The organism is Photobacterium alginatilyticum (genome assembly GCF_009910675.1).
GTDB classification, from domain to species: Bacteria; Pseudomonadota; Gammaproteobacteria; order Enterobacterales; family Vibrionaceae; genus Photobacterium; species Photobacterium alginatilyticum.
In genome coordinates this window covers 58,480-79,524 of sequence record NZ_RSEJ01000030.1, presented here as the reverse complement: position 1 = coordinate 79,524, position 21,045 = coordinate 58,480, and the positions used below count along the sequence as shown (strand labels likewise).

Sequence of the window (21,045 nt, the reverse complement as noted above, 5' to 3'; positions counted from 1 at the left end):
TCAGTTCAAGGAAAATGACGGTAGGAATGGTATTCCCTTTCAACGTTATTTGACACAGAAATGGGCGCGCTGGCTCACTCCCAAAGGGCGAGTTTACTTGGCTTCTATGCGTTGTTACCGATTATTAATTTAGAGCCACTAGATTTTCAAATCGGTGCCTAGCCTACAAGCCAAGTAATTCTCGCTGAAACGAGCATCTTGAGGTAACTTGGGTATATTTTAGCGTCAATTGGCACGATAGCCTGTGATTGTCTTCACGGGAATATGAAAACTGATGAAACATCTGAGGGTTAACTAAAGACATGTTGATTATAACGACTGGTTCATTACGTTCTTGCCGTTCTCTTGGATGAATTCGACGAACGCTTCGCTCAATACTGTCTGTATCCGGTGTGCCGAGCGAACAAGGTGCCAGGAGGTAAGAATGGGAAATCCTTCGACAGGTAGGGAGACAAGGTGAGGTGTCGGCTCATACCTGATTGCGTATTCAGACAGAATGGAGACGCCCAGATCAGCAATCACACAATGCTTGATGGCCTCGTTGCTTTCTATCGTCATTTGCGGGGAGAGCTTTAAGCCTCTGCCCTCGAAAAAGTGCTCTATGGCGTAGCGGGTTCCGGACCCATATTCTCGGGAGATGTAGGGGTAATGGCATAGCTCTTCCGGAAGAATACTCTCTTTTTGTGCAAGCGGATGTTGAGCGTGGGCAATGGCGACTAACGGGTTGACGAGAAAGCTGATCGCATTTTTCGTCATCTCGTCACTCAGGTGGCTAAACAAATAAATATCATCCAGATCCTGTGCATAGCGCTGAATAATTTTTGCCCGGTTACCGACAGTTAGCTCGATATCCACCAGAGGATATTGCTGGCAGAACGAGCCGAGTAGATGGGGAATAAAATACTTGGCTGAGGTGACAACGGCAATACGCAGTGTACCTGCCTTTAGTTCATTGAGATCAGCCAGTGATATTTCCAGCCTATCGAGAGTTTCAAATAACTCGACACTATGTGCCGCAACAATTTCAGCAGCTTCTGTAAATACAAGCTTTCGGCCTACTTGCTTGTACAGGGGCGTGCCGAGAGCTTCAGTGAGTTTACGTAGCTGAATAGAGATAGTAGGTTGGGTCAGGTTAAGCATGTCGGCGGCTTTAGTAATGGAGCCGACTTCGTACACGGTCTGGAATACGTGCAAGGGCCGGATGGTATTTAACCGTCGCCGCAGGTGTTGCGCCATATGAGCTCCATTTAATTAATCTATATATAGACATTAGTCTATGTGTGGCATGTCAAAGATTAATTATTATTTAAGCGTTGAATACGTCACTGTAGATCTGCACAGAGGTTGAATAAATATTATGACCAATCAGGTATTGCGGAGGCGTTATGACTTATCGACGTTTACTGGTTCCGGTGTCCCCCGAGCAGGTATTGGGCCCTGCTTTTCATCAGGCGTTGGCGTTTGCCGATCAGCAAAAAGCGGTAGTGACATTATTGACTGTTGTCGAGGATCTTGAAGAAATTCAGGAGCTGACCAAACACTCTTTCACTACCTTGGATCTACTTGATAAGGCGACAGCCACTTATCATCAGCAGTTGAAAGAACATGTTGCGGTACTGCGGCAACAATATCCCCATATCACATTCGGTACCCAGATAAGAATGGGCATTCCGTTCATCGAGATCATCAAATCGGCGGCGGAGGGCAAAGCAGATTTGATTATCATCGATACCCATCGGCAGCATAAACAATCGGCCTGTCAGTGGGGAAGCACGACGCGGCATTTGATGCGCAAATCGCCGACGCCCATCTGGGCTATCCACCACAATCAGTCGAAGATCCAACGTGTCGTCGCATCGGTTGATGTCACCGGAGAAGACTCAGAGGGCTTGAATGAAACAATTTTGGCACTGGCTCATGAATTTGCCTCTGTGAATGAGGCCAGCTTGTACCCTTGCCATGCCTGGCGGTTAGAGACAGAGGGGTATTTGCGAAAGTGGAATCACTGTACCGATTTGGATATTGCCCTAATTGCCAAGGAACTGCGCAGCGAGCGGTCGGCTCGATTGCGAAACCTTCTGCTTCCCTACGAGCAACTGACGACCCCAGTTCATTCTCGCTTGTTAGAGGGAGATGCGAGGAAGGCGCTACCGGATTTTGTCAGGAAGGAAGAAATCGATTTGGTGATTATGGGAACGCTCTCCCGAACCGGGATAGCAGGTTTTTTGATGGGAAATACAGCTGAATCCATGCTTGATGAGCTGCAGTGTTCAGTGATCACCTTGAAGCCGAAGGGGTTCCGCTCACCAATTCTTGCTTAGTGCTCTATCCCAGTGGGTCATATGGAGCGGAGGTGAGCTATGCAAATTGACAATGAAGATACACTTTCTAAGAAACTGGAAGTTGTCATCCATTGGTCTGTGAGAACCTTGTCCATCTTAATGGTGTTTGTGATTGTGATGGGAGTTCTGGATGTCGGGTGGACGCTCTATCAGCGGATCATAACGCCTCCCATATATATCTTGACCATCAACGACATGCTCGCAACATTCGGGGCTTTCATGGCGGTGCTGATTGCCATCGAGATTTTCATCAATATTACGATCTATCTTCGTGATAACGTTATTCATGTGAAAATTGTGATGGCGACGGCGCTCATGGCTATCTCCAGGAAAGTTATCATCATCGACCTTGAGCAAATTGATGTCATGTACGTATTTGCGATTGGTTGTGTTGTGTTAGCAATGAGCATTGGCTATTGGCTTATCCATCAACTGCCACGAAAAAGTCATATTGAAGAATAAAACGTGTTACTCCTTCTGCGATTGCTGGGCAGGTGTGTCAGAGGGGCTATCGGCATGCTTTCCAGATTCGGGTCTAGCTTCGGGGCTGGGTTTGGAGGCAGGGCTGTGATCAAAGCCCGAACCTGTCATTCCGGCAGTCAGCGTAAAACGCATTGCCTCTTCGATAGTCATATCAAGAGGACGGATTGCACTGCGGGGGATCAGTACGGCATAGCCACCGATCATATAGCTCAGCGGCAGGTAGACAAGAACACTGTCTTCCTCGCGCAAAGACTCGGGCATTCGTTCAGATAAGGGCTGGGTAACAAAGCCGATCACCTGCATGCCGGTTTCACCCAAGGTGACGGCAACGACCTGTTCGAACTCTTTTCGCGTTGCTGGGGAAAAATAGTCAAAGAAATCTCGAATCGTCGGATAGACGCTGCGAACCAAAGGCATGTGATAGAAAACCTGTTCACTCTTGGCAAACAACCGCTGTACCACATAGGCATTCATCATCAGTCCGGCGATAAAAAACACCAGCAGCCCGGCCGCAAGTCCCATACCGGGCCAGTACCATTCTGTCGGTATAATCGCTTGGATGAGGCTTCCTAGTACTGACTCTATAGAAACGGCAAACCAGTAGAGCAGGTAGAGCGTGAGTACCACAGGCAATATTGTTACCAGCCCGGTAATGATATTTTTGCTGATAAAGCCAAACATGATTATGCTCCCATGCAAGCGTGTAAAGACACCCAAGCTGTTATGTCTACATTAAGTTACTATGTCTACATCGAGCTCCTATGTCTATATAAAGCATAGGCTTCCTTGAAGGAGTATACATAGAGGGACTGTAGCGGGTGTGATTATGCAGGTATAAATATAAGTTGCAGGTAATAACATGAAAGTAATGAAGATTGGTTGGGCCGATGTTTGTGGTTACGGGGACTGGCTGACGCCGCAGGCCGCCCTCAAGTTCGCTCAGGGTGGTTATACGCATGTCGAGTTTCAGGGAGAAACCATACCGAGTGAACTGAGCTATTCCGATGACGGCGAACCAATGGTTGGGCTCGGCAAACAGGAAGAGACCTAAGTCCGCCAGCACAAATGAGCGTTTTGAGGGGCGGGGACAGGTACCATGTTTTCTCACCGCTTGCTTTGTTAAAGGGGGCTCGCCTTCTTTTGGGCGCCAAACCGGTCGGCATCGACACCTTTTTTCCAATACCCAGTGACAGTAATATTCTGGCGGTGAATGCCGACTTTTTCCTGTAACAGTCCTTTTAGTGCGCGGATATTTCGCGCTTCCAGGCCGAGAAAGACTACAGTGTTCGCTGGTAACTTATCAGCAATCGCCATAATAGCTTCAGACAAGCTATTTGCTTCATCTTCTTTGTCGATGACCCAGTGTACGGACACATTGGCGCCAACATCAAGAGGGATGATGTCTTCCTTGGTTGGAACAGATATAACAGCATGGACAGTTGATTGGGGAGAAATTGCCAGTGCATAGCCATTGATGGCGTTTACCGATGTCAAATCACCAACCAAAAGGTAACTCTCAGCATTAAAATTGGTTAATTTCATTGGCCCCGGCCCAGCGATACCGACGTAGTCTCCTTTCTTGGTGCTGGCGGCCCAGTCCGTTGCAGGCCCGTGATGGCGATTGATCACAAAGTCCAGTGACAGACAATTAGTGTCTTGGTTGTATTCCCTGATTGTGTAGGAGCGCATTACAGGGCGATTACTCCCGCGAATATCTAAGTTTGGTATTTCTTGCCCTTTACTCGGCAGTATCACTTTGACATGCGCCCCTTCTTTGCCGGTTGGAAAGCCGAGCAATCCTTCGCCGGATAAGACAATCCGCTTTAAGTGGGGGCTTAATTCAATGGTGTCAGCGACTTGAGTTAATCGTACTGTTGGTTTCATTCAGTAGTCCTTGTTGATGTGAAGTTGAGCGCTGTTTGCATCGTCGATGGTTGCCCATCGTTACATTGGTTGATAAAATCAACTATAATTGTTTGGTTGATATTGTCAACTATATTGTGCGAGAGACTAGAATGACGACAAGCAAAAACGTGCCTGAAACGATATTTTCGCTGACACGGAGTTACCGTGGGGCAATAAAGAAAGCCATTAACGCTAATGAGTTAGGCTTGAATGGGATGATTGTTCGTTGCCTGCACATTATTCAGGACTCACCACAATGTACGGCGAATACTATCGTGACTCGGATGGGGCGAGATAAAGCCCAAATTGCCCGGTTGGTGAAAGAGATGATTGCCTCGGAGCTGATCAGCAAGCATCCAAATCCGGAAGATAAGCGTAGCCAGTTGCTCGTACTTTCTTTGCAAGGAAAAAGCCTGATGGAACAGATTAAAGTGGCTGAAACGGAGATTGACCGGCAAATGCGGGCAGGTCTGACAGATGAAGAGGTGGAGACTTTTCAGCGTGTTGCTGCGGTTATGGCAAACAACTTAAGAAATACGGATTAGTAGTAACGGTACAATAAGGTCAACTTGTTGTATTTGGCTTTCCGGTGGGGCACGGGGAACTTGTCTTTCAAATCGTACACTTAGAGCCAAATAAGTGTAACTGTCTGAAATAACATAGCTCAATATTTCAAAGAGAGGTGCAGTTGGAAGCCGGTCGTGATGGAAGGTTGAAAAGTGACTGAACGGACAGGGTTTTCCTGCAGGTGTGTCCGGTTTGCCTTCCTCGATCAGTACTCGCTCGAAACCGTTGACGGTACATAGTGTTGCCCATACGCCTGCATTTGCCCCATGCGCATTGATGACAGGCATCATAGTCACCAGCACCCAGCCCAGGGCACTGACAAGCAACATGGTTTTATTGAAGGCAGAGAAGCGCATTATTGGCAAGCTTAATGAAATTTACAGCGGACTATAGCTGCTGTAATTAATAATGTCAGTGAGTTAGCTCGGATTTTTATCTGTTTGGTAACCATTATTTAACCAAATGGTTGCGCTTAGTTTGCAATTTACGGTGTGTGGTTAGATAAGTTACAAAGGAAATAACGCCCAGTATACGTAATGGGAGACAGCGTATGCTGAGCGTTAGGTTTGCGTAATTTGGCTACCAGATTAGAGGTTTTTGTATAAACTTACCCGCTCATTTCGGTAATAACCTGAAATCATCACAGCTTTAACATCATCGGCAGTTGTGGCATTGGCTGGTAACCATTCCAGGTCTATATTGTTAAATTCCTGACTGATATCAGCGCTTTCGCCCACGGACTGTAGCACGTAGCCGAGTGTCGTTGAGCTGAATGAGTTAGTGGAAGCCGTTGCCCATTTATTGACCAGTTCTCGGTTGACCAGTTGATAGCCAATTTTTATTGGCGAACCGATCAGGTTACCAAACTGGATATAATCAATAGATTTAGAGCGCGAGATGACAATCTTGTCGCTTAGCATACTCATGCCATAGACCATACTCTTCGCATAAGGCTCTGACTTAACAATGCTTCTTGTCTGGTTATTGATTAGGTGTATATGGTTGCTGGTCTGTACAGCACTAAACTGCCCGCTAGGATCAGATGCCAGCCTAACGACATCCTCGTTCATCACCAGTGTGGCAGCCGGGCTGCCCGGGTTATTCACACTGAACCAGCTTAGTGTTTTGCTACCGTCACTGACAACTAACTCGCTGTCGTTATTGGTAAACACTACAGCCTGAATATTGCTCTTGTTGATGTTGGCCCTAGGGGATAGCGTTCTGCTATCAAGAATCACTGCCTGAGAACTGTTTGTTTCTACAACAACTAATTGTGACTGGCTCTTGTTGGCCACGACCAGGGGTTGAGTCGTAGCTAGGGGATAACGTTTTCCGAGTTGTTTGAGTTCCGTGCTCGATAGCAACTGAAGTTCAGAGTTATAGCTGGAACCATTGGTAAATACGGCGGCAATCAGGTTGTTTTTAAAGAGCGGTGTAAACCCGTTGATATGATTGTTTCGACATTCCGCCGTTGAGACCGGAGAGGTCGAATTATCGATGACTGGTGGAATGATTGGCGGAGGAGTAACACCGGAAGCGCCGCCGTATGCATCAATTTTTATTGAAGCTGTCAGTTTTGTGGTTTGACTGTTCTTCCCGATTTCAGATAGGAATATGCCATTGGTGCCTGTGGTATTACAAGTATTGCTGATTGAACTATCACCGACAATGCTTGGCTGATAGAGCAGGTAAGCCTCTCGGTTGTCCCTACCCTGGGTGGCATGGGTTAGGATCGAAGGTTTCTGAGGAGGAAGAACGATCCCGCCACCACCGTGATGGTCATCATCATCGTCGTCATCGTGATGGTGACTATCGTAACCAGCAAAATTGGCAGACTTTTGTTCCGGTTGTGTAGTGACTGACGGCGAAAATGAAGAATAGCTACCAGACGCTGTATTTACCTGTAACATTTTCCCGTCACTGAGCAGAGCCAGGAGCATGCCTGTACCTTCGTTCAGGGTAACGGAGGTCGGCATAAACAATGCGTCAAGCGGGTAAGTGCCCGAGAGTAGATATCGGTTACTGAGATTGACATGGCTGGAGTCTAAATCAGATTGTGTTAATGATTGGGTGATATCAAAGCTCTTTTCACTGATCATTTTATCGACGGCAGCAGAAATCTTGAGATAGCTCGAGCTTCCCTGAAGCGAAAGGGCATGTCTGAAGGAAGCCAGCAGCATTTCTGTTTCCGCCTTCGGACCATGCATAGAAGCCAGCTGATTGAAGTCAATTCCGTACTTTTCGCCGAAGATGGCCTGTAATTGTTGCTGAGCAAGCTTAGTGTCACCGGCAACGAGCGGATTATACAGCACTTCATTTTGAATCAGGGTGGTAAACGGGGTAACAACGGTTGCTGATGCCGGGGCCGTAAGAAAATAACCCGCCTCGCTGATCAAATAAGGTGCCTGGTTGTTATCAGCAGATCGGGAATATTTCGTTACTTTTTGTTCTAGCTCGCCACAGATTCCGTCAAGGTCGGCATCAATGCAAACAGAGAGTTTGCTGTAGGCATAAGATTCTACACTTGGTGTGCTTGATGCGCCGTCACTGCCGCAACCGACAAGAAAGCTGCAACCAGCTAAAAATGTCGCAATTCTTGAAAGCTTAAAATTTCCATTCATAAAAATAATACTTAACCGATAGAAATGTCATGTGCCAAAACTGACCGATTTGTCAGCCTTTTTGAGTGATTTGTAGATATTTTTTAAAGCAAAGACTCGAATATAATTGATAATCAGTATCATTTCCATTAGCATGCGTCAAAAAATTGCTTCTATCAATTTCACATATGAATGGTTTTAAACGGTTTTAGGAAGGTTAGTGGTATGGTGCTAGAAGGGAAAAAAACATCGTTTGCGCTCACAGTGATCGCAAGCTCATTATTAATTGGTTGTAACGGCTCAGGCTCGGATTCTAAGCTTGATTCTAAGCCGGGCAACTCAGCCGCGTCATCAGCCATTTCAGGTGTTGCGTTAGATGGTTATCTGAAAAATGCCAAAGTGTGTTTGGATCTCAACCATAACCTGATATGTGATGAGAGTGACGGTGAAGCGGTATGGACCGACAGCCAGGGTGCCTATTCTCTTGCCCGTACGGATGCTGACCTGTCCCAGTACAATATATTGGTTGAAGCCATTGCCAATAAAACGGTCGATATGGATTTTCCGCAATCCCCGGTTCAGGAAGGTTTTGCACTGAGCGCACCGGCAACTCTGCCAGCGGTTGTAAGTCCGCTGACGACTCTGACAGCGGTGGTGGCTAACCAGCAAGGTATTGATTTCAAAGCAGCAAGAGACATGCTGGCAACAAGCCTCGGTATCGACAGTCAGCGACTGACTTCAGATTTTCTGGCAGGTACACATGCGCAGGACAAACAGCTTCACGCTTTGGCCCAGGGATTAACTTCTTTGATGCAGGAAGCTGAGAAGGCCGCGGCTTCTGATGGTGTGGCACAAAATGATGCACGTTCTGGCTCTCGCGTTAAATTGACCTTGATTGATTTACCGGCACTGAAAACTGAAACCGACAAGTTGGTCGGTACAGTAAATAATACACCTGTACATGTTCAGGAAACGGTCAAAGATTTCATTTCGGATGTGACAGTGTCACGTGATGAGGCTGCGGGTAATACTGTTCAGGTTCAGCCTCAGGCACCTAAGCAAGGTCAGCTAAACGTCGCTGCACGTACTTTCGACTGGCATTGGGTCGGGATGCTGATGTCTGTGGCGCAGTATGAGTACTCTACTGATGCAGGCAAAACTTGGCAGCCAGTGACGGCCAAGCCTATTTATCTTGGTCTTAACGCCTATGCGGCGGGTGATATTCAGGTTCGCGTCAGTGCCAACCTGGCCAAGAATATGAAAGCGGGCAAGGTGGTTAAAAATACCCAGCCGTTGACTGAATCACAGCTCCCTGCAGCTCCAGCTTCTGTCACCGTCAATGATGCAACGGACCAGTTTAACTGGGATCTGGTCGTGGGCTACGACGAGGTTAGTAGCTACGAATACTCCATTGATGGTGGTAAGACCTGGCAGGCTGCGACACAAAAGCCAATCACTGTTGGTGATGTTGCGATTGCCGCCGGCGATCTTAAAGTCCGTGTCGCTGCTGATGACTCGGGCGCAGAGCCAAAACCTGCTGGCCGTGAAGTTGCATCGACCACACCGTTTACGACCACCCCTGCTCAGCCGGTAAAACCAACCATTACATCGGTAAGTGATGAAACAGATTCTGTCGATTGGGACTATGTCACTGGTTTTACTCAGTTTGGTCTGTATGAAGTAAGCCTTGATAACGGTAAAACGTGGAATACCGTTACGGAGAAACCGTTATCGGTCGGTAACGTCGACATTGATACCGGTTGGGTACAGCTTCGTGTTGCTGCAAACTCGACCAACGGTATGCCTGCTGGTGAATCTGCTCAGGTAGCTCAGGTATTCACGGCACAAACCGGCAAGCCAGCAGCACCGACTAACCTACGTATTGATGACGCTGCCAACACCATTGATTGGGATATCGTTACCGATTACGCCGATGCGTCGGCTTATGAAATTTCACTGAATGGGAACAGTGCCAGCGCGGGGGACTGGAACCCTGCAGGTACCAAACCAGCATCGGTTGGCGATCTGAACATTGCCAAAGGTGACGTATGTCTGCGTGTTAAAGCCGATGTGAAAAATAGCAATGCTGCCGGTATTGCAGCTTGTTCGGATGCATACTTTACCTCCAAGCCAGACGCGCCGACGGCGCCGGTTATCGATGATACCAACAACACGTTTGGCTGGACGCTGGTTGCAGACTACCCTCAGCTAACAAGTTATGAAATCAAGGTTGAAACTGCTGACTGGAAAGCTGTTGGTCTTAATAACAACCCTTATCAACTAGCAGACAAGGCGTATGAAGTAGGCAGCATTCAGGTTCGTGTTGGTGCGGATGCTGTAACAGGCCGTGTTGCCGGTGATGCCCTAGCCAATGATCAGGCGTATACCCAAAGTGCACCAGCTTCAGATTATACGTTGCTGACCGCTGCGGGTGCCGTGACTCAAAATCGTGCTGAAGCGGTTTGTGCAAGAGCGAAAGACGGCAAGGTATGGCAGCTATTTGACTCAACCAATAGTGATGTTCGCCTGAAGACCGTACCTGAGATCAATACGGCACTGGGGGCATTTGGAACCGTGTGTGGTTTGGATACTTGGCGAAACCCCACTATGGCAGAGTTGAATGGTCTGTTTGCTGAAAACCCAGAGAATGCCAAACAAAAAATCTATGATACCAATGTCTTTAGCTACATGGCTGTGACTGTCGATAATACTGATTGGAGTAACCCGCAGAAAGCTTGTTACGTATCGTCGGAAGCCAGTGCTTCTTCACCGGGTTATCAGGATTGTCTGGATGTTTCAAAAATTGCAGAACCAAGCAACGATATAGTTAAGCCTGAATGTGGCGGGTTCTGTTTTGGTAACTTGCCTCGTACCTTATATCGATTTGTCGCTCAATAATAGTTAAACCCAATGCAGCCAGCTTTGGGGCTGGCTGCTTTTTGCGTAAAAATGGAAATTACAATGAAAATTAGAAATAACAAAAATAAACAGCGTGGTGCTGCTGCGATTGAATACGCAATTTTAGCTGCTGCAATGTCATTAATTATGCTGAACTTCTTAGGTGATGATGGCGACCTGACAAAGGCCATTAACGATACCTACGAGGAAGTGATTAACAGACTCGAGACTGTTCAGAATAAAGGTTAATTTTCCTTGGCATGGAAATAGTATTTCCAAAATAAATAGAATTAATAATGAAAGCAAAACGTTTAGTTTACTTATCTGTATTTATTTCGCTGGCCGGACTGGTTTGGTTATATCTTAACTTATCTCAGCCAAAAGCTGTGATTGCGCAGCAACAAGCAGAGATAAAAACACTTGAGGTACTGGTGACCTCGGTACCGGTAAAAGCCGGTCGCCACTATAGCGCTTCATTGTTTGAATGGAAAACGGTCAATGAAAGCGAGGTAAGCCATCGTCTCGACTATATCGACAAGGCAATCTTCGATACAGCAAGGCTGACCGATACAGTCGTGGCGGGTGATTATCCGGCAGGACAAATCTTGAGTGCATCTGACTTCCTGAACCCGGAATTGGGTGGCGTATTGTCAGTTATGTTGCGGCCTGGCTATCGCGCCGTATCAGTACCGGTTGATCAGGTCACGGCTAACTCTGGCCTTGTTGGCCCGGGCGATTATGTCGATGTCTTGTTGCTGGCCTCGAAAGAGCAGGAACTGCGTACTCGCGGCAATGAAACTCAAAGCTTGTATGTAAAAACCATTGCTCAGAATGTCAGGGTATTGGCGTTTAACGATGCGGTTCAGGCCGAGCGTTATATCGAAGCGCAGAAAAAATACAAAGGCTTTATTCCGGACAACAGTGCAGTGACGCTGGAAGTTTCACCAGTACAGGCGAATAAAGTCATTTTGGCGAACCAGTTAGGCACATTGTCAATGGTACTGCGTAGCCAAAATAACCCGGTTACCGATATTGCCGATATTCAGCAAATTAATATTGATGATATTTTTCCCGACATCAAGCAGGTTCAGCCAGATATTGGATTGGTGGAGTTTCGTGCAAAAGAAAAACGTGTCATGAATAATGCAGGAACACAAGATGATTAATAAAATACTCGGTGGATTTATTCTGCTGTGCATGAGTTTTAGCCTGCAGGCAAAAGTACTGGACGTGGTACTGGATAAAGCCAGACTGGTTAACTTGCCACATAATGCGAAATCAATCTTTATTTCCAGCAACGAAGTGGCTGACTACCAGGCATTAACCAACACCAAGATAATGGTATTTGGTAAAAAGGCCGGAGCGACGTCGTTATATGTACTCGATGCCAACGAAAATGTTATTTATTCGGCCACTGTGAAAGTTAGCCATAATGTGGTGGAGCTAAATGAACTTGTTGCCAAAGAGTTTCCTGATGCACTAGTGAACGCCGAATCTACAGCTGGAAAGCTATTCCTGAAAGGTCAGGTACCGACGCCGACAATGGCTGAAAAGATTGTTCGCCTGGCAGAAGGCTACGTATCACCTCAGCAAATGACAACTAGTCCGGCAGAAAGTGGCGAAAATCAGCAAAATAGTACTGAAAATTCGGCATCTGGCGAGCAGCCTGTCGCTCAGGAGAAAGACGAGCTAATCAACCAGCTTGTCGTGACAATGCCGACGCAGGTTAACCTGCGCATTCGCATTGCCGAGGTATCTCGCAAGGTTTCCAACAAGTTGGGTATTAAGTGGGGATCGCAAGGCACTGGTCTGGGCGCGGGCACATTTGCCTTCCTGGATAACTACGGCGGGGTAGCCGGTGGTACAAATCCGGCATCATGGGCGGATCTGTCTGTCATCGTAGATGCATTGGCGACCAACGGCATGATGTCGGTACTGGCAGAGCCGAACCTGACTGCACTTAGCGGTGAGAGAGCGTCATTCCTCGTGGGTGGTGAAGTGCCTCTGCCTTTGGTGTATTCCGATAACGCCACGGTGGAATACAAGCCGTTTGGGGTTCGACTGGATTTCAAACCGACGGTATTGAGCGCGAACCGAATCAGCCTGCAGGTTGAACCTGAAGTGAGTACGGTATCTACCGAAACCAATGTCCAAATCGGCGGCCCTTTGGGCAGCTCGTCTTTCCCGACGTTTGTCACACGCAGAGCGTCAACAACCATTGAACTGGCGAGCGGACAAAGTTTTGCATTGGGCGGCCTTCTGCAGTCAAAAGAGATCGAACAGCTGCAAAAAACGCCTTTCATTGGTGATATTCCAATCCTTGGAAGCCTGTTCCGTTCCAACGAGTTCCAGCGTGAAGAAACCGAGCTGATCATCATCGCTACTGCTTATCTGGTTCAGCCAACCCGTGCCGATTCCTTGCCGCTACCGACCGATGGCCTGATCCCATTGAGTGATGTCGAGCGTCTGCTGGGGGTAAAAAAACCAATAACTCATTCAGAAACCGATAGTGAAACTATTCGCTCTGATAACCGCCAGCCGCGTCTGCTGGGTGATAACGGATTCTATTACTGAGGTAATTTATGCGCATAATTTTGATGCTTTTTATCAGCGTACTGATAAGTGCGTGTGCCGGTGATCCAATCCAGCGCCAGCCAGAAATACAAGTCGAAGTAGTGACTCATAAGATGTCGGTTCAACTACAAGGCAAAACCCTTAGCAGCAAGGATAAAGTAGCGGTAGCTGATTTTATCTATCGACTGGGTAATCCGTCGGCAATGCGGGTACGTATTGATACCCATACCCGTCGTGGTGCCAAGGTTGTACCGGATCTTAAGGGTCAACTGAAACAGCAGGCGGTCTATCCGTCTCAGGTCAGTGCGCAATATGCGGCGTTGCCTGCATCGAAAGCGGACCTGACCTTAATTGTCGAGACATATCGCAGTGTGGCTCAGCGCTGTCAGGCAGGAAAAGCGCCAATTACCATTGGCAACAGCTTCAAAAACTCATCGAACTTCGGCTGTGCCAACGCCAATGCATTGGCGCAAATGGTAGCGAACCCGCGTGACCTGATTGTCGGTGAATCCCTGGGGGCGACAGAAGGACGCAAAGCGGTATCGACGCTTGATAGCTACTACAACTCCGGCACGTACAAAACAAGTCCGACATCTCCGAAAGATGGCGTGATGGCAGGGCAGGGTAAGTAATCATGGACATGCAAAATACAACACATACTGGATCGACTTTTCATCAACAGCCGCAGCGTGGCAAGCGAATAGCGGTTGCCAGCGCGAAAGGTGGTGCAGGTACAACGTCTTTGGTTGCCAACATTGCATGGGGTCTGGCAAAGCGTCCGGATGCGAATGTAGTCTGTGCTGATCTTGACTTCATCACAGGTGATCTGGACCTTCAGCTGTCGTTCAAATCCAACAATGCCCTGTTGGAAATGCTGCAATACCCTGAGCGTCTTGAGCCTGTGGTGTATGAACGCAGCGGCGTGAAGGTGACCGGCAACCTGTCCGCATTTACCGGTTATCAGGCCAAACTGGAGCAGGCATTTTGGCCTGAGCTGAATGAGTTTGAACATTTCTCAGCATTTTGTCAGCAGCAGGCTGCGTATTTGGTGTGGGATATTCCTGCATTTTGCTTAAGGGATCAGGTCGGCTTTGGTGCTCTTCATTCCAGTGATATTCGAGTTGTCATTGTAGAACCGACACTGGCTTCGATTCGTCGTACCAACCTGCTGCTGGCCGAGCTGGACAATACGGCCGGGCAACAAACGCTGCTTGTTCTGAACCATACCAAGCCTGAATCAGCATCTTTGATCACCGCAGAAGATGTGGCAAAAGCCGTCGGCAGAAAACCTGATGTTGAAATCCCTTACACGCCGGATCATATGGTTGCCAGTACAACGCTGGGTCAGCTGGCGATTGCGCAGAAAAGCCGTGCGGCCAAGGCTTTGAATCAGCTCGTTGCCTTGATCCAGGGCGAGCAGGCAGGCAAACGCTCCGGATTATTCGGCTGGCTTAAGGGGGCATAATGTTCGGACGCAAGACGAAGCCCCTTCACCGGGCACAGCCGGATGACATGAGCGGTGTGGTGCAGCAATCGGCTGGAGACAAACACCAAAACTACGATCTTAACCATGATCGATTTACTGCAATCCAGCAGGAAGTAATGGCGGCTATCGAGCCAGCCGTTGTGGTTCAGTTATCGCGAGAGGAGCTGGAAGCCCGTACGTTTGAAGCGGTTGGCGAAATTGTAAAGCGCCTGCAGTTTCCGATTGGTGATAACGAGCAGCAGCAAATCACACAGCGTCTGGTCGATGAACTGCTGGGGCTGGGGCCTATTCAGTGTCTGATGGATGATCCTGATGTCACCGATATTATGGTGAACGGTCATGATGAAGTCTTCATCGAGACCCAGGGCAAAGTGAAGCGGGCCAATGTGTCCTTCCGTGACGAGGAGCATGTGCTGAATCTGGCTCGACGTATCGTGAGCCGGGTTGGCCGCCGTGTGGATGAAACCAATCCGATGGTGGATGCCCGCCTGTCTGACGGCAGCCGTGTGAATGTGTTGATCCCACCTTTGGCGCTTGATGGCACCTGCATTTCTATCCGTAAGTTCAGTGATCAGAAACGCAGCCTGCATCAGCTCACCGAGATGGGGGCGATGTCGCCGGAGATGGCAACCTTGCTCGACATCATTGCCCGTACCCGGGTTAATGTGTTGATTTCGGGAGGTACTGGTGCAGGTAAAACAACCTTGCTCAATGCGATGTCGTTTGGCATTTCGCCGGAAGAGCGAATTATTACGATTGAAGATGCCGCCGAACTGAAACTACAGCAGCCGCATGTGGTGAGAGTAGAAACCCGTCCGGCGAATGCAGAAGGTACAGCAGCGATCGATCAGCGTAGTTTGCTGCGAAATGCCCTGCGTATGAGACCGGATCGTATTATTTTGGGTGAGGTGCGTGGTGCCGAGGCGTTTGACATGATGCAGGCGATGAACACCGGCCATGAAGGTTCCATGTGTACCTTGCATGCCAATTCGCCGACAGATGCGCTGATCCGTCTCGAAAATATGCTGTTGATGGCAGAAGCGCGTTTGCCGCTGTCGGCTATTCGTCGTCAGGTAGCCAGCACGCTGGATGTGGTCATTCAGATCGAGCGAATGCGTGATGGTCGTCGTCGCGTGGTCAATATTGCTGAAATCGTTGGTCTTGAAGGCGAACAATACCTTACTCATGACTTGTTCCGCTTCAATTATGAAGACCAGGATGCTCAGGGGAATCTGCTGGGCCAGTTTGTGTCGGCGAAAACCTTGCCGCGATTTGGCCATAAAGCGCGGTACTACCAGCTTGAAACCCAGCTCAAGCGTGTGATGGGAGTGCAGTAATGCAGAGCCTGATCCTGATGCTGATTCTTGCTGCTGTTTTTTTGCTAAGTAGCGTCAAGGTATTGCAATTGCAGCGTAGCCGCCGACAGGTAAAGCGCCGTCTTGAGTTGGTTGCGGTGAACACAACTTTTAGCAGTGAAAAGAAGCCGCTGTTTGACTGGGAGCAAGGTACTGGCCCGCTTCAGACTCGCTGGAATCGCGTGCAGTCCCGAATTGATGCCTTGTTTGGTCGCAAGGGCAAACTATGGCTGTTGCTTGGCCTGGTGACTCTTGCTCTGGCAGTTTGGTTTGCCGGTACCTTTTTACCGCTGGTTGTTCGTGCAGTCAGTACCGCTGGGGCTGTCGTTGTTGCGGCCTCGGTATTGTACTGGGTGATGCGGATCCGTCAGCGTAAAGAGTTTGAAGAAACCTTTCCTCAGGTACTGGGGCAAATTTCCCGTGCCGTCGCTGCCGGTATTTCGGTACCGCAGGCTATTGCTCAGGTTGCTGACTACCAGAAGGGCATGTTGGGTCGTGAGTTCGTGTTAATTCGCGATCAGCTCGAAATTGGTATCAGCATGAAGCAGGCACTTCGGGAAGCCAGCTACCGCCTGCCGTATTCTGGTTTTCACTTTTTCGTGGTGGCTTTGGTGCTCAATGAGGAAAACGGTGGTCAGCTACGTGAGGTACTTCATGGCCTTAGCCGTACCTTGCACGACAATGTTGCCATCAAGATGAAAATCAAGAGCCTGACGGCAGAGCCAAGAATGACGGCGATGATTTTGGCTTCTCTGCCGGTATTGCTGATCAGCATTATGTTTTTCAAAAATCCAACCGCTTTTCTTAACCTGACAAATACCGATGCCGGGCAGTTCGTGCTGGCCTATGTGGTCGGCAGCATGGCGTTGGGGCTGGGAATTATTCATATGCTAACCAAGGTGAGGTCCTGATGTCTGTCTCTCTATGGATAGCTGTGGCCTTGTTGGTCACAGGTGGTTGCATGGCTTTGTTATTCAATGCCAGAGCTCAGCGTCGTGATCGCGTGGTTGAGCGACTGGGGTTGGTCTCTCATCATTTCCGTTTGGCCCGGCACCATTCATTACCCGGTTTGCCAACGTTTTCGGTGAGCCGTGATGTAAAGGTACTCCTTGGCAAAGCGGGTTTTCATTCGCCGCAGGCTGCCAGTTGGTTCGTTGTTATCAAGCTGTCTGTCATGGCATCGAGCATGACGGCCTGGCTAGCCTACATCGATTTTGAACTGAGCAGTATCCAATTGGCTAAAGGGCTTGTGTTTGCTATTGCCAGCGGTCTGGTGGTTGAGCAGTGGTTGAAGTGGCGGGCTCATGAAGTGAGTCAGCGGATCGCCCATGCTGTGCCGGATGCGCTGGATCTGATGGTGGTTTGCGTTGAATCAGGGCTGACGCTGGAAGCGATCTTCGGCCGGGTTGGCAAGGAAATGTCGCAGGTGGCACCTGAGCTATCGCGCGAATGGCTGATCACCGAGGCAGAACTGCGGGTACTGGACTCGCGTCTGGAGGCACTTGAAAACTTAACCCAAAGAACCGGCATTGTCGAAATTGAAAATATCGTGATTGCCCTGTCACAGGCAGAAAAGTACGGCAGTCCGATTGCATCAACCATGCGCCTGATTGCCGCTGACAGCCGTCAGTATCAATACCTGAAGCTTGAAGAACGTGTCGGAAAAATCCCGGCCAAAATGTCGATGCCGGTTGTGGTGCTGATCATGCTGCCGGTTGTGGTGCTGATTGTTGCGCCGACTATTATTGCGCTACTTGAGAGTCTGGGGACACTATGACGCAACAACTAACACGTTTGAGCCTGTTCACTGTCGCAATGTTGGTACTCACAGGCGCTCTGACAGGATGCGCCAGTCAATCTTCTGCGCAATCTGAAGAACAAGCAGCCCGATTGAAAAGTGATCGCGAACTGGCAGAAGTGGCTTTGGTCGGCGGTCGTCCCGATAGTGCTATTGAGATTTACCGCCAGCAACTGGAAAACCGACCTGATGATGTTGAATTGCTCTATTTGCTTGGAGTGGCTTACAACCAGACCGGTGAGTTTGAACTGGCGCTGCACTTCCTGAACAAGGCGAAAGTGCAAGATCAAACGGCAGAGCAGCAGGTTCGTGGTGATATCTTGCGTGAACTGGGCCGGGCGAAACTGGCTATGGGCGATATCCGTCAGGCGCAGCTTGATTTGGAGTCAGCCGCGGAGCAGCTTCCACAAAGTGCCGAAACCATGAACAGCCTCGGGGTGAGTTATGCCCTGCAGCAAGAGTACAGCAAGGCCCGTGAGGCATTCATCGCTGCCTTGGCGGTTGAGCCGGGAAGCCTTGAGTATCGCAACAACCTTGCGCTGGGGTGGATCCTGGCCGATCACCCGCAAAAAGGGATCGATATTCTGTATCCGAGCTACCTTCGTGGCAACAGTACCACCAAGACGCGTCAGAATCTTGCGCTGGCTTTCGCGATGAAAGGGGATATCGAGGCGGCGAAGACCATTGCCAAGCAGGACTTGACTCATGCTGAGCTTGAGAAAAACCTCGCTTATTACCAGCAGTGGGAGCAGATGTTGTGATGGCTCGTCAGCAGGGAAATATAACGATAGAGTTTGCTGTTACCTTCCTGCCTTTTTTCGTCATGGTGCTGGTGGTGATTGAAACTTGCCGTTTCATGATGACCGGCAATATGCTGGATGTCGCCCTGGCGACAGCAACTCGCAAGACTGTTCACGTTAACGATCATGAAAATGTCGTCAGGTCGATGCAGGCCGTTTTGGCTAAACAAGACTTTCCGATGGTAGATAGCAGCCGTCTCCAGATTGAAGCGACGTATTACGATTCGCTGGAGGCGCTGAAAAATAATGTGGGCTCATCGACCTATACTCGGCAGCCATTTGCCGAGTATAGCGTGAGTTATCCCTATCAGGTGTTGCTTATCGACGGTTGGGCTGAAGGCTTTGATCGTTTGACGACGTTTGAGCGAAAGATGTTGGTGGCTCATGAAAGAAGTTAAAACCATGCCCGCTCGTTCAACGGCCTCCTTGGGTAAACAGCGTGGCAGCAGTGTGATTGAGTTGCCTGTGATTGCACTCATCTTGATGGTGCTGGTCGTGTTTGCGGTAAAAATCGGCCACGGTTTGAGCCTGAAAACCAAGCTGGACCAGCTTGCCTACTCACTGACATCAGTTGTAGCCAGTGAACGTCTAGAGTTTGATCTGTCCGGCTCTGGCGGCATCATTACGCCTCAGATTGCTGATGCTTTGCGTGTTGTTGCCGAACGACACTTTCAGACTGGCGCGAACTCGTCCTCAGTAGAAGTCGGTATTCAGTTGGAGCAGTTAAAACAAGGGAGTGCCGGTGCTTTGTATTTTTCAGAAAGTGCCGGTGCATCTTGTCAGGCTCAACAGAAGCTAACTCAATTAACCTCATTGGCACCGGTTGGCACGGTTTCGGGTTTGAACAACGGCCTGCGTCCGGATTTGTTTCAGGTGTCAGTATGCCTGACATCGCTGCCGTCGCTGACGGGAAGTGTTTATCCGGTCTTCGTTCGAGACTTTGCCGAACGCTATTACAACAGTTCAGCAGTATTGATCGGGAGGCAGTATGACTAGTCGCTTTGGTCAATGCGCCGAATTTTCTGTGCTTTCTAAGCAGCGTGGTGCCATCTCGTTGACGTTTGTGATGTTGTTGCCCGTATTGCTTGCAGTGATGTCGATGGCGGTACTCTTCTCGATGTATACCCAGGCTCTTGTGCGTGCAGGTCAGGCTTCAGATGCGGCCTCTATTGTCTGTGCCTATCAGCAGCAAGGCTCAAGTACTATGGCTCGGAACTATTTAGACTACTACCGTCCGGTGTTTGTACCTGATGCTGTTCCGGCGAGTAGCCAAATGGATACACAAAACGGTTGCCATGTGTCGACGCAATATAGCTTTGAACCTCTGATGCCAGAGGTATTGCCAGCTGCTGTAGAGAGTGGAAAGCAAGTTCATGCCAGTAGTGTTTCTACATCAAGGCTGGTGGCAAGTGTGTCGAGTCAACCGACGGAGTTTTCTTTGGTTCTTGATATCTCAGGATCGATGGTTAAAAAGCTGCCGCAGCTTAAACAAATTATTACCGATGTGATTGAGGATATTAACTCGCTAAATAGCCAGGTGCGCTTTTCTATTGTGCCATTTCAAACCGGTGTGACGGTCAAGGATGCGCCTTGGTATTCAAGATCATTAAATAAGGCCAAATGTGTCGATGGGTTGTCTTATACAGCTGGACGCTGGGATCCGGAGAAAACGGTTGATGACCTAGATTCACCGGCTGCCACTCTGTCTATGCGAGATGTTACCCCTGGCCCTTGGCTCGATCGGTGTAGTGAAACAGCCACCATTTTGCCGCTGACCGGTGATTTGAGTCAGTTGAAAAGCTATGTCGCTGAATTGAAAACCAGTGGTTCAAGTACAGCTTCCTATCAGGGGTTGATTTGGGGGGTACGTACTTTGACTGAAAAATGGCAGCAGGAATGGGAGGTTGAGGCGTTGCATGCTATCAAGCCTGCCCAGCGTTTGGTGTTGTTTACTGATGGTAAGGATTCTCCTCGTTATCCGGAATATCTTGATGAATTAATTGAGGCAGATCTGTGCAATGTGATCAGGCAGGATCTTGGGATTGAGATGAGCTTTATCGGTTTTGGTGTCGATGATTCAAGGCTGGAGCAGTTCCGTAAATGTACTGGTCGTGGCGATCTTGTGTATGACGCGAACAATACCGCTGATCTCGAAGCTTATTTTCGTTCTGCACTTCAGCTAGAGACCAGTACCCGCATTGTTCTCGGGAAGTGATCCATAAGTGAATTAGTAACGG

Annotated in this window: 22 protein-coding genes; 17 read left to right on the top strand and 5 right to left on the bottom strand. The window is 48.8% G+C overall.

Features of this window, described 5'->3' with window-relative positions:
• Window positions 1-309: 309 nt before the first annotated feature.
• Window positions 310-1,236, bottom strand: coding sequence for a LysR family transcriptional regulator (locus EIZ48_RS23180; RefSeq protein WP_160656935.1), 927 nt, complete (start codon window positions 1,234-1,236; stop codon window positions 310-312).
• Window positions 1,237-1,385: 149 nt separating this feature from the next.
• Between EIZ48_RS23180 and EIZ48_RS23175 the strand changes: the two genes are divergently transcribed.
• Window positions 1,386-2,321 carry a universal stress protein gene (locus tag EIZ48_RS23175; protein ID WP_160656932.1) on the top strand — a complete coding sequence of 312 codons (936 nt, stop codon included), beginning with the start codon at window positions 1,386-1,388 and terminating at the stop codon, window positions 2,319-2,321.
• Between the two features lie 39 nt (window positions 2,322-2,360).
• Entirely contained in the window at window positions 2,361-2,804 is a 444-nt protein-coding gene (locus EIZ48_RS23170) for a phosphate-starvation-inducible PsiE family protein (protein ID WP_160656929.1), read from the top strand.
• 6 nt (window positions 2,805-2,810) lie between these two features.
• On the opposite strand, the gene EIZ48_RS23165 is transcribed toward EIZ48_RS23170, so the two are convergent.
• A complete protein-coding gene (locus EIZ48_RS23165) occupies window positions 2,811-3,506 on the bottom strand; it encodes a DUF502 domain-containing protein (protein ID WP_160656926.1) in 696 nt (231 codons plus the stop codon).
• A 178-nt stretch (window positions 3,507-3,684) separates the two neighbouring features.
• Here EIZ48_RS23165 and EIZ48_RS23160 point away from each other — a divergent pair, with 178 nt between their 5' ends.
• Window positions 3,685-3,876 carry a hypothetical protein gene (locus EIZ48_RS23160; protein WP_160656923.1) on the top strand — a complete coding sequence of 64 codons (192 nt, stop codon included), beginning with the start codon at window positions 3,685-3,687 and terminating at the stop codon, window positions 3,874-3,876.
• Between the two features lie 68 nt (window positions 3,877-3,944).
• Here the strand turns inward: EIZ48_RS23160 and EIZ48_RS23155 are convergent, their stop codons facing one another.
• Window positions 3,945-4,709, bottom strand: coding sequence for a siderophore-interacting protein (locus tag EIZ48_RS23155; protein ID WP_160656921.1), 765 nt, complete (start codon window positions 4,707-4,709; stop codon window positions 3,945-3,947).
• A 131-nt stretch (window positions 4,710-4,840) separates the two neighbouring features.
• On the opposite strand from EIZ48_RS23155, the gene EIZ48_RS23150 reads away from it, so the two are divergent.
• A complete protein-coding gene (locus tag EIZ48_RS23150) occupies window positions 4,841-5,275 on the top strand; it encodes a MarR family winged helix-turn-helix transcriptional regulator (RefSeq protein ID WP_160656918.1) in 435 nt (144 codons plus the stop codon).
• Here EIZ48_RS23150 and EIZ48_RS23145 read toward each other — a convergent pair.
• Together EIZ48_RS23145 and EIZ48_RS23140 are read right to left on the bottom strand one after the other, a co-directional pair.
• Complete coding sequence (locus EIZ48_RS23145; protein WP_192928705.1) at window positions 5,258-5,653, bottom strand: hypothetical protein; 396 nt, start codon at window positions 5,651-5,653, stop codon at window positions 5,258-5,260. The genes EIZ48_RS23150 and EIZ48_RS23145 overlap by 18 nt on opposite strands.
• A 231-nt stretch (window positions 5,654-5,884) precedes the next feature.
• Entirely contained in the window at window positions 5,885-7,918 is a 2,034-nt protein-coding gene (locus EIZ48_RS23140; protein WP_160656916.1) for a hypothetical protein, read from the bottom strand.
• A gap of 204 nt (window positions 7,919-8,122) precedes the next feature.
• Here EIZ48_RS23140 and EIZ48_RS23135 point away from each other — a divergent pair, with 204 nt between their 5' ends.
• The 13 genes from EIZ48_RS23135 (at window position 8,123) to EIZ48_RS23075 (ending at window position 21,023) form a co-directional block, all read left to right on the top strand.
• Window positions 8,123-10,795 (top strand): phage tail protein, encoded by a 2,673-nt coding sequence (locus tag EIZ48_RS23135; protein WP_160656912.1) that lies wholly within the window; start codon window positions 8,123-8,125, stop codon window positions 10,793-10,795.
• Between the two features lie 63 nt (window positions 10,796-10,858).
• On the top strand, window positions 10,859-11,044 hold the full coding sequence (locus EIZ48_RS23130) for a Flp family type IVb pilin (protein ID WP_192928706.1): 186 nt from the start codon (window positions 10,859-10,861) through the stop codon (window positions 11,042-11,044).
• 47 nt (window positions 11,045-11,091) lie between these two features.
• Entirely contained in the window at window positions 11,092-11,961 is an 870-nt protein-coding gene (gene cpaB, locus EIZ48_RS23125) for a Flp pilus assembly protein CpaB (RefSeq protein ID WP_160656909.1), read from the top strand.
• A complete protein-coding gene (locus EIZ48_RS23120) occupies window positions 11,954-13,369 on the top strand; it encodes a type II and III secretion system protein family protein (RefSeq protein WP_160656906.1) in 1,416 nt (471 codons plus the stop codon). The genes cpaB and EIZ48_RS23120 overlap by 8 nt, the downstream gene beginning before the upstream one ends.
• Window positions 13,370-13,377: 8 nt before the next feature.
• On the top strand, window positions 13,378-14,001 hold the full coding sequence (locus EIZ48_RS23115; protein WP_160656903.1) for a CpaD family pilus assembly lipoprotein: 624 nt from the start codon (window positions 13,378-13,380) through the stop codon (window positions 13,999-14,001).
• Window positions 14,002-14,003: 2 nt separating this feature from the next.
• Complete coding sequence (locus tag EIZ48_RS23110; RefSeq protein ID WP_205298610.1) at window positions 14,004-14,834, top strand: CpaE/TadZ family protein; 831 nt, start codon at window positions 14,004-14,006, stop codon at window positions 14,832-14,834.
• Window positions 14,835-14,881: 47 nt separating this feature from the next.
• Window positions 14,882-16,192: a TadA family conjugal transfer-associated ATPase gene (locus EIZ48_RS23105; RefSeq protein WP_160656960.1), complete on the top strand. Its 1,311-nt coding sequence runs from the start codon at window positions 14,882-14,884 to the stop codon at window positions 16,190-16,192.
• On the top strand, window positions 16,192-17,121 hold the full coding sequence (locus tag EIZ48_RS23100) for a type II secretion system F family protein (protein ID WP_160656901.1): 930 nt from the start codon (window positions 16,192-16,194) through the stop codon (window positions 17,119-17,121). The genes EIZ48_RS23105 and EIZ48_RS23100 overlap by 1 nt, the downstream gene beginning before the upstream one ends.
• On the top strand, window positions 17,121-17,987 hold the full coding sequence (locus tag EIZ48_RS23095; RefSeq protein ID WP_160656898.1) for a type II secretion system F family protein: 867 nt from the start codon (window positions 17,121-17,123) through the stop codon (window positions 17,985-17,987). The genes EIZ48_RS23100 and EIZ48_RS23095 overlap by 1 nt, the downstream gene beginning before the upstream one ends.
• A complete protein-coding gene (locus tag EIZ48_RS23090; protein ID WP_205298609.1) occupies window positions 17,984-18,769 on the top strand; it encodes a tetratricopeptide repeat protein in 786 nt (261 codons plus the stop codon). Before EIZ48_RS23095 ends, EIZ48_RS23090 begins: the two co-directional genes overlap by 4 nt.
• Window positions 18,769-19,206, top strand: coding sequence for a TadE/TadG family type IV pilus assembly protein (locus EIZ48_RS23085; protein WP_240153072.1), 438 nt, complete (start codon window positions 18,769-18,771; stop codon window positions 19,204-19,206). Before EIZ48_RS23090 ends, EIZ48_RS23085 begins: the two co-directional genes overlap by 1 nt.
• Window positions 19,193-19,804 carry a tight adherence pilus pseudopilin TadF gene (gene tadF / locus EIZ48_RS23080; protein ID WP_160656892.1) on the top strand — a complete coding sequence of 204 codons (612 nt, stop codon included), beginning with the start codon at window positions 19,193-19,195 and terminating at the stop codon, window positions 19,802-19,804. The genes EIZ48_RS23085 and tadF overlap by 14 nt, the downstream gene beginning before the upstream one ends.
• Window positions 19,797-21,023, top strand: a complete 1,227-nt coding sequence (locus EIZ48_RS23075) for a vWA domain-containing protein (RefSeq protein WP_160656890.1) — start codon at window positions 19,797-19,799, stop codon at window positions 21,021-21,023. The genes tadF and EIZ48_RS23075 overlap by 8 nt, the downstream gene beginning before the upstream one ends.
• The last annotated feature ends 22 nt before the right edge of the window (window positions 21,024-21,045 follow it).

Coding starts and splice junctions, on each gene's coding strand:
- EIZ48_RS23180 (WP_160656935.1), bottom strand. CDS start 1,236: ATGGCGCAACACCTGCGGCGACGGTTAAATACCATCCGGCCCTTGCAC.
- EIZ48_RS23175 (WP_160656932.1), top strand. CDS start 1,386: ATGACTTATCGACGTTTACTGGTTCCGGTGTCCCCCGAGCAGGTATTG.
- EIZ48_RS23170 (WP_160656929.1), top strand. CDS start 2,361: ATGCAAATTGACAATGAAGATACACTTTCTAAGAAACTGGAAGTTGTC.
- EIZ48_RS23165 (WP_160656926.1), bottom strand. CDS start 3,506: ATGTTTGGCTTTATCAGCAAAAATATCATTACCGGGCTGGTAACAATA.
- EIZ48_RS23160 (WP_160656923.1), top strand. CDS start 3,685: ATGAAAGTAATGAAGATTGGTTGGGCCGATGTTTGTGGTTACGGGGAC.
- EIZ48_RS23155 (WP_160656921.1), bottom strand. CDS start 4,709: ATGAAACCAACAGTACGATTAACTCAAGTCGCTGACACCATTGAATTA.
- EIZ48_RS23150 (WP_160656918.1), top strand. CDS start 4,841: ATGACGACAAGCAAAAACGTGCCTGAAACGATATTTTCGCTGACACGG.
- EIZ48_RS23145 (WP_192928705.1), bottom strand. CDS start 5,653: ATGCGCTTCTCTGCCTTCAATAAAACCATGTTGCTTGTCAGTGCCCTG.
- EIZ48_RS23140 (WP_160656916.1), bottom strand. CDS start 7,918: ATGAATGGAAATTTTAAGCTTTCAAGAATTGCGACATTTTTAGCTGGT.
- EIZ48_RS23135 (WP_160656912.1), top strand. CDS start 8,123: ATGGTGCTAGAAGGGAAAAAAACATCGTTTGCGCTCACAGTGATCGCA.
- EIZ48_RS23130 (WP_192928706.1), top strand. CDS start 10,859: ATGAAAATTAGAAATAACAAAAATAAACAGCGTGGTGCTGCTGCGATT.
- cpaB (WP_160656909.1), top strand. CDS start 11,092: ATGAAAGCAAAACGTTTAGTTTACTTATCTGTATTTATTTCGCTGGCC.
- EIZ48_RS23120 (WP_160656906.1), top strand. CDS start 11,954: ATGATTAATAAAATACTCGGTGGATTTATTCTGCTGTGCATGAGTTTT.
- EIZ48_RS23115 (WP_160656903.1), top strand. CDS start 13,378: ATGCGCATAATTTTGATGCTTTTTATCAGCGTACTGATAAGTGCGTGT.
- EIZ48_RS23110 (WP_205298610.1), top strand. CDS start 14,004: ATGGACATGCAAAATACAACACATACTGGATCGACTTTTCATCAACAG.
- EIZ48_RS23105 (WP_160656960.1), top strand. CDS start 14,882: ATGAGCGGTGTGGTGCAGCAATCGGCTGGAGACAAACACCAAAACTAC.
- EIZ48_RS23100 (WP_160656901.1), top strand. CDS start 16,192: ATGCAGAGCCTGATCCTGATGCTGATTCTTGCTGCTGTTTTTTTGCTA.
- EIZ48_RS23095 (WP_160656898.1), top strand. CDS start 17,121: ATGTCTGTCTCTCTATGGATAGCTGTGGCCTTGTTGGTCACAGGTGGT.
- EIZ48_RS23090 (WP_205298609.1), top strand. CDS start 17,984: ATGACGCAACAACTAACACGTTTGAGCCTGTTCACTGTCGCAATGTTG.
- EIZ48_RS23085 (WP_240153072.1), top strand. CDS start 18,769: ATGGCTCGTCAGCAGGGAAATATAACGATAGAGTTTGCTGTTACCTTC.
- tadF (WP_160656892.1), top strand. CDS start 19,193: ATGAAAGAAGTTAAAACCATGCCCGCTCGTTCAACGGCCTCCTTGGGT.
- EIZ48_RS23075 (WP_160656890.1), top strand. CDS start 19,797: ATGACTAGTCGCTTTGGTCAATGCGCCGAATTTTCTGTGCTTTCTAAG.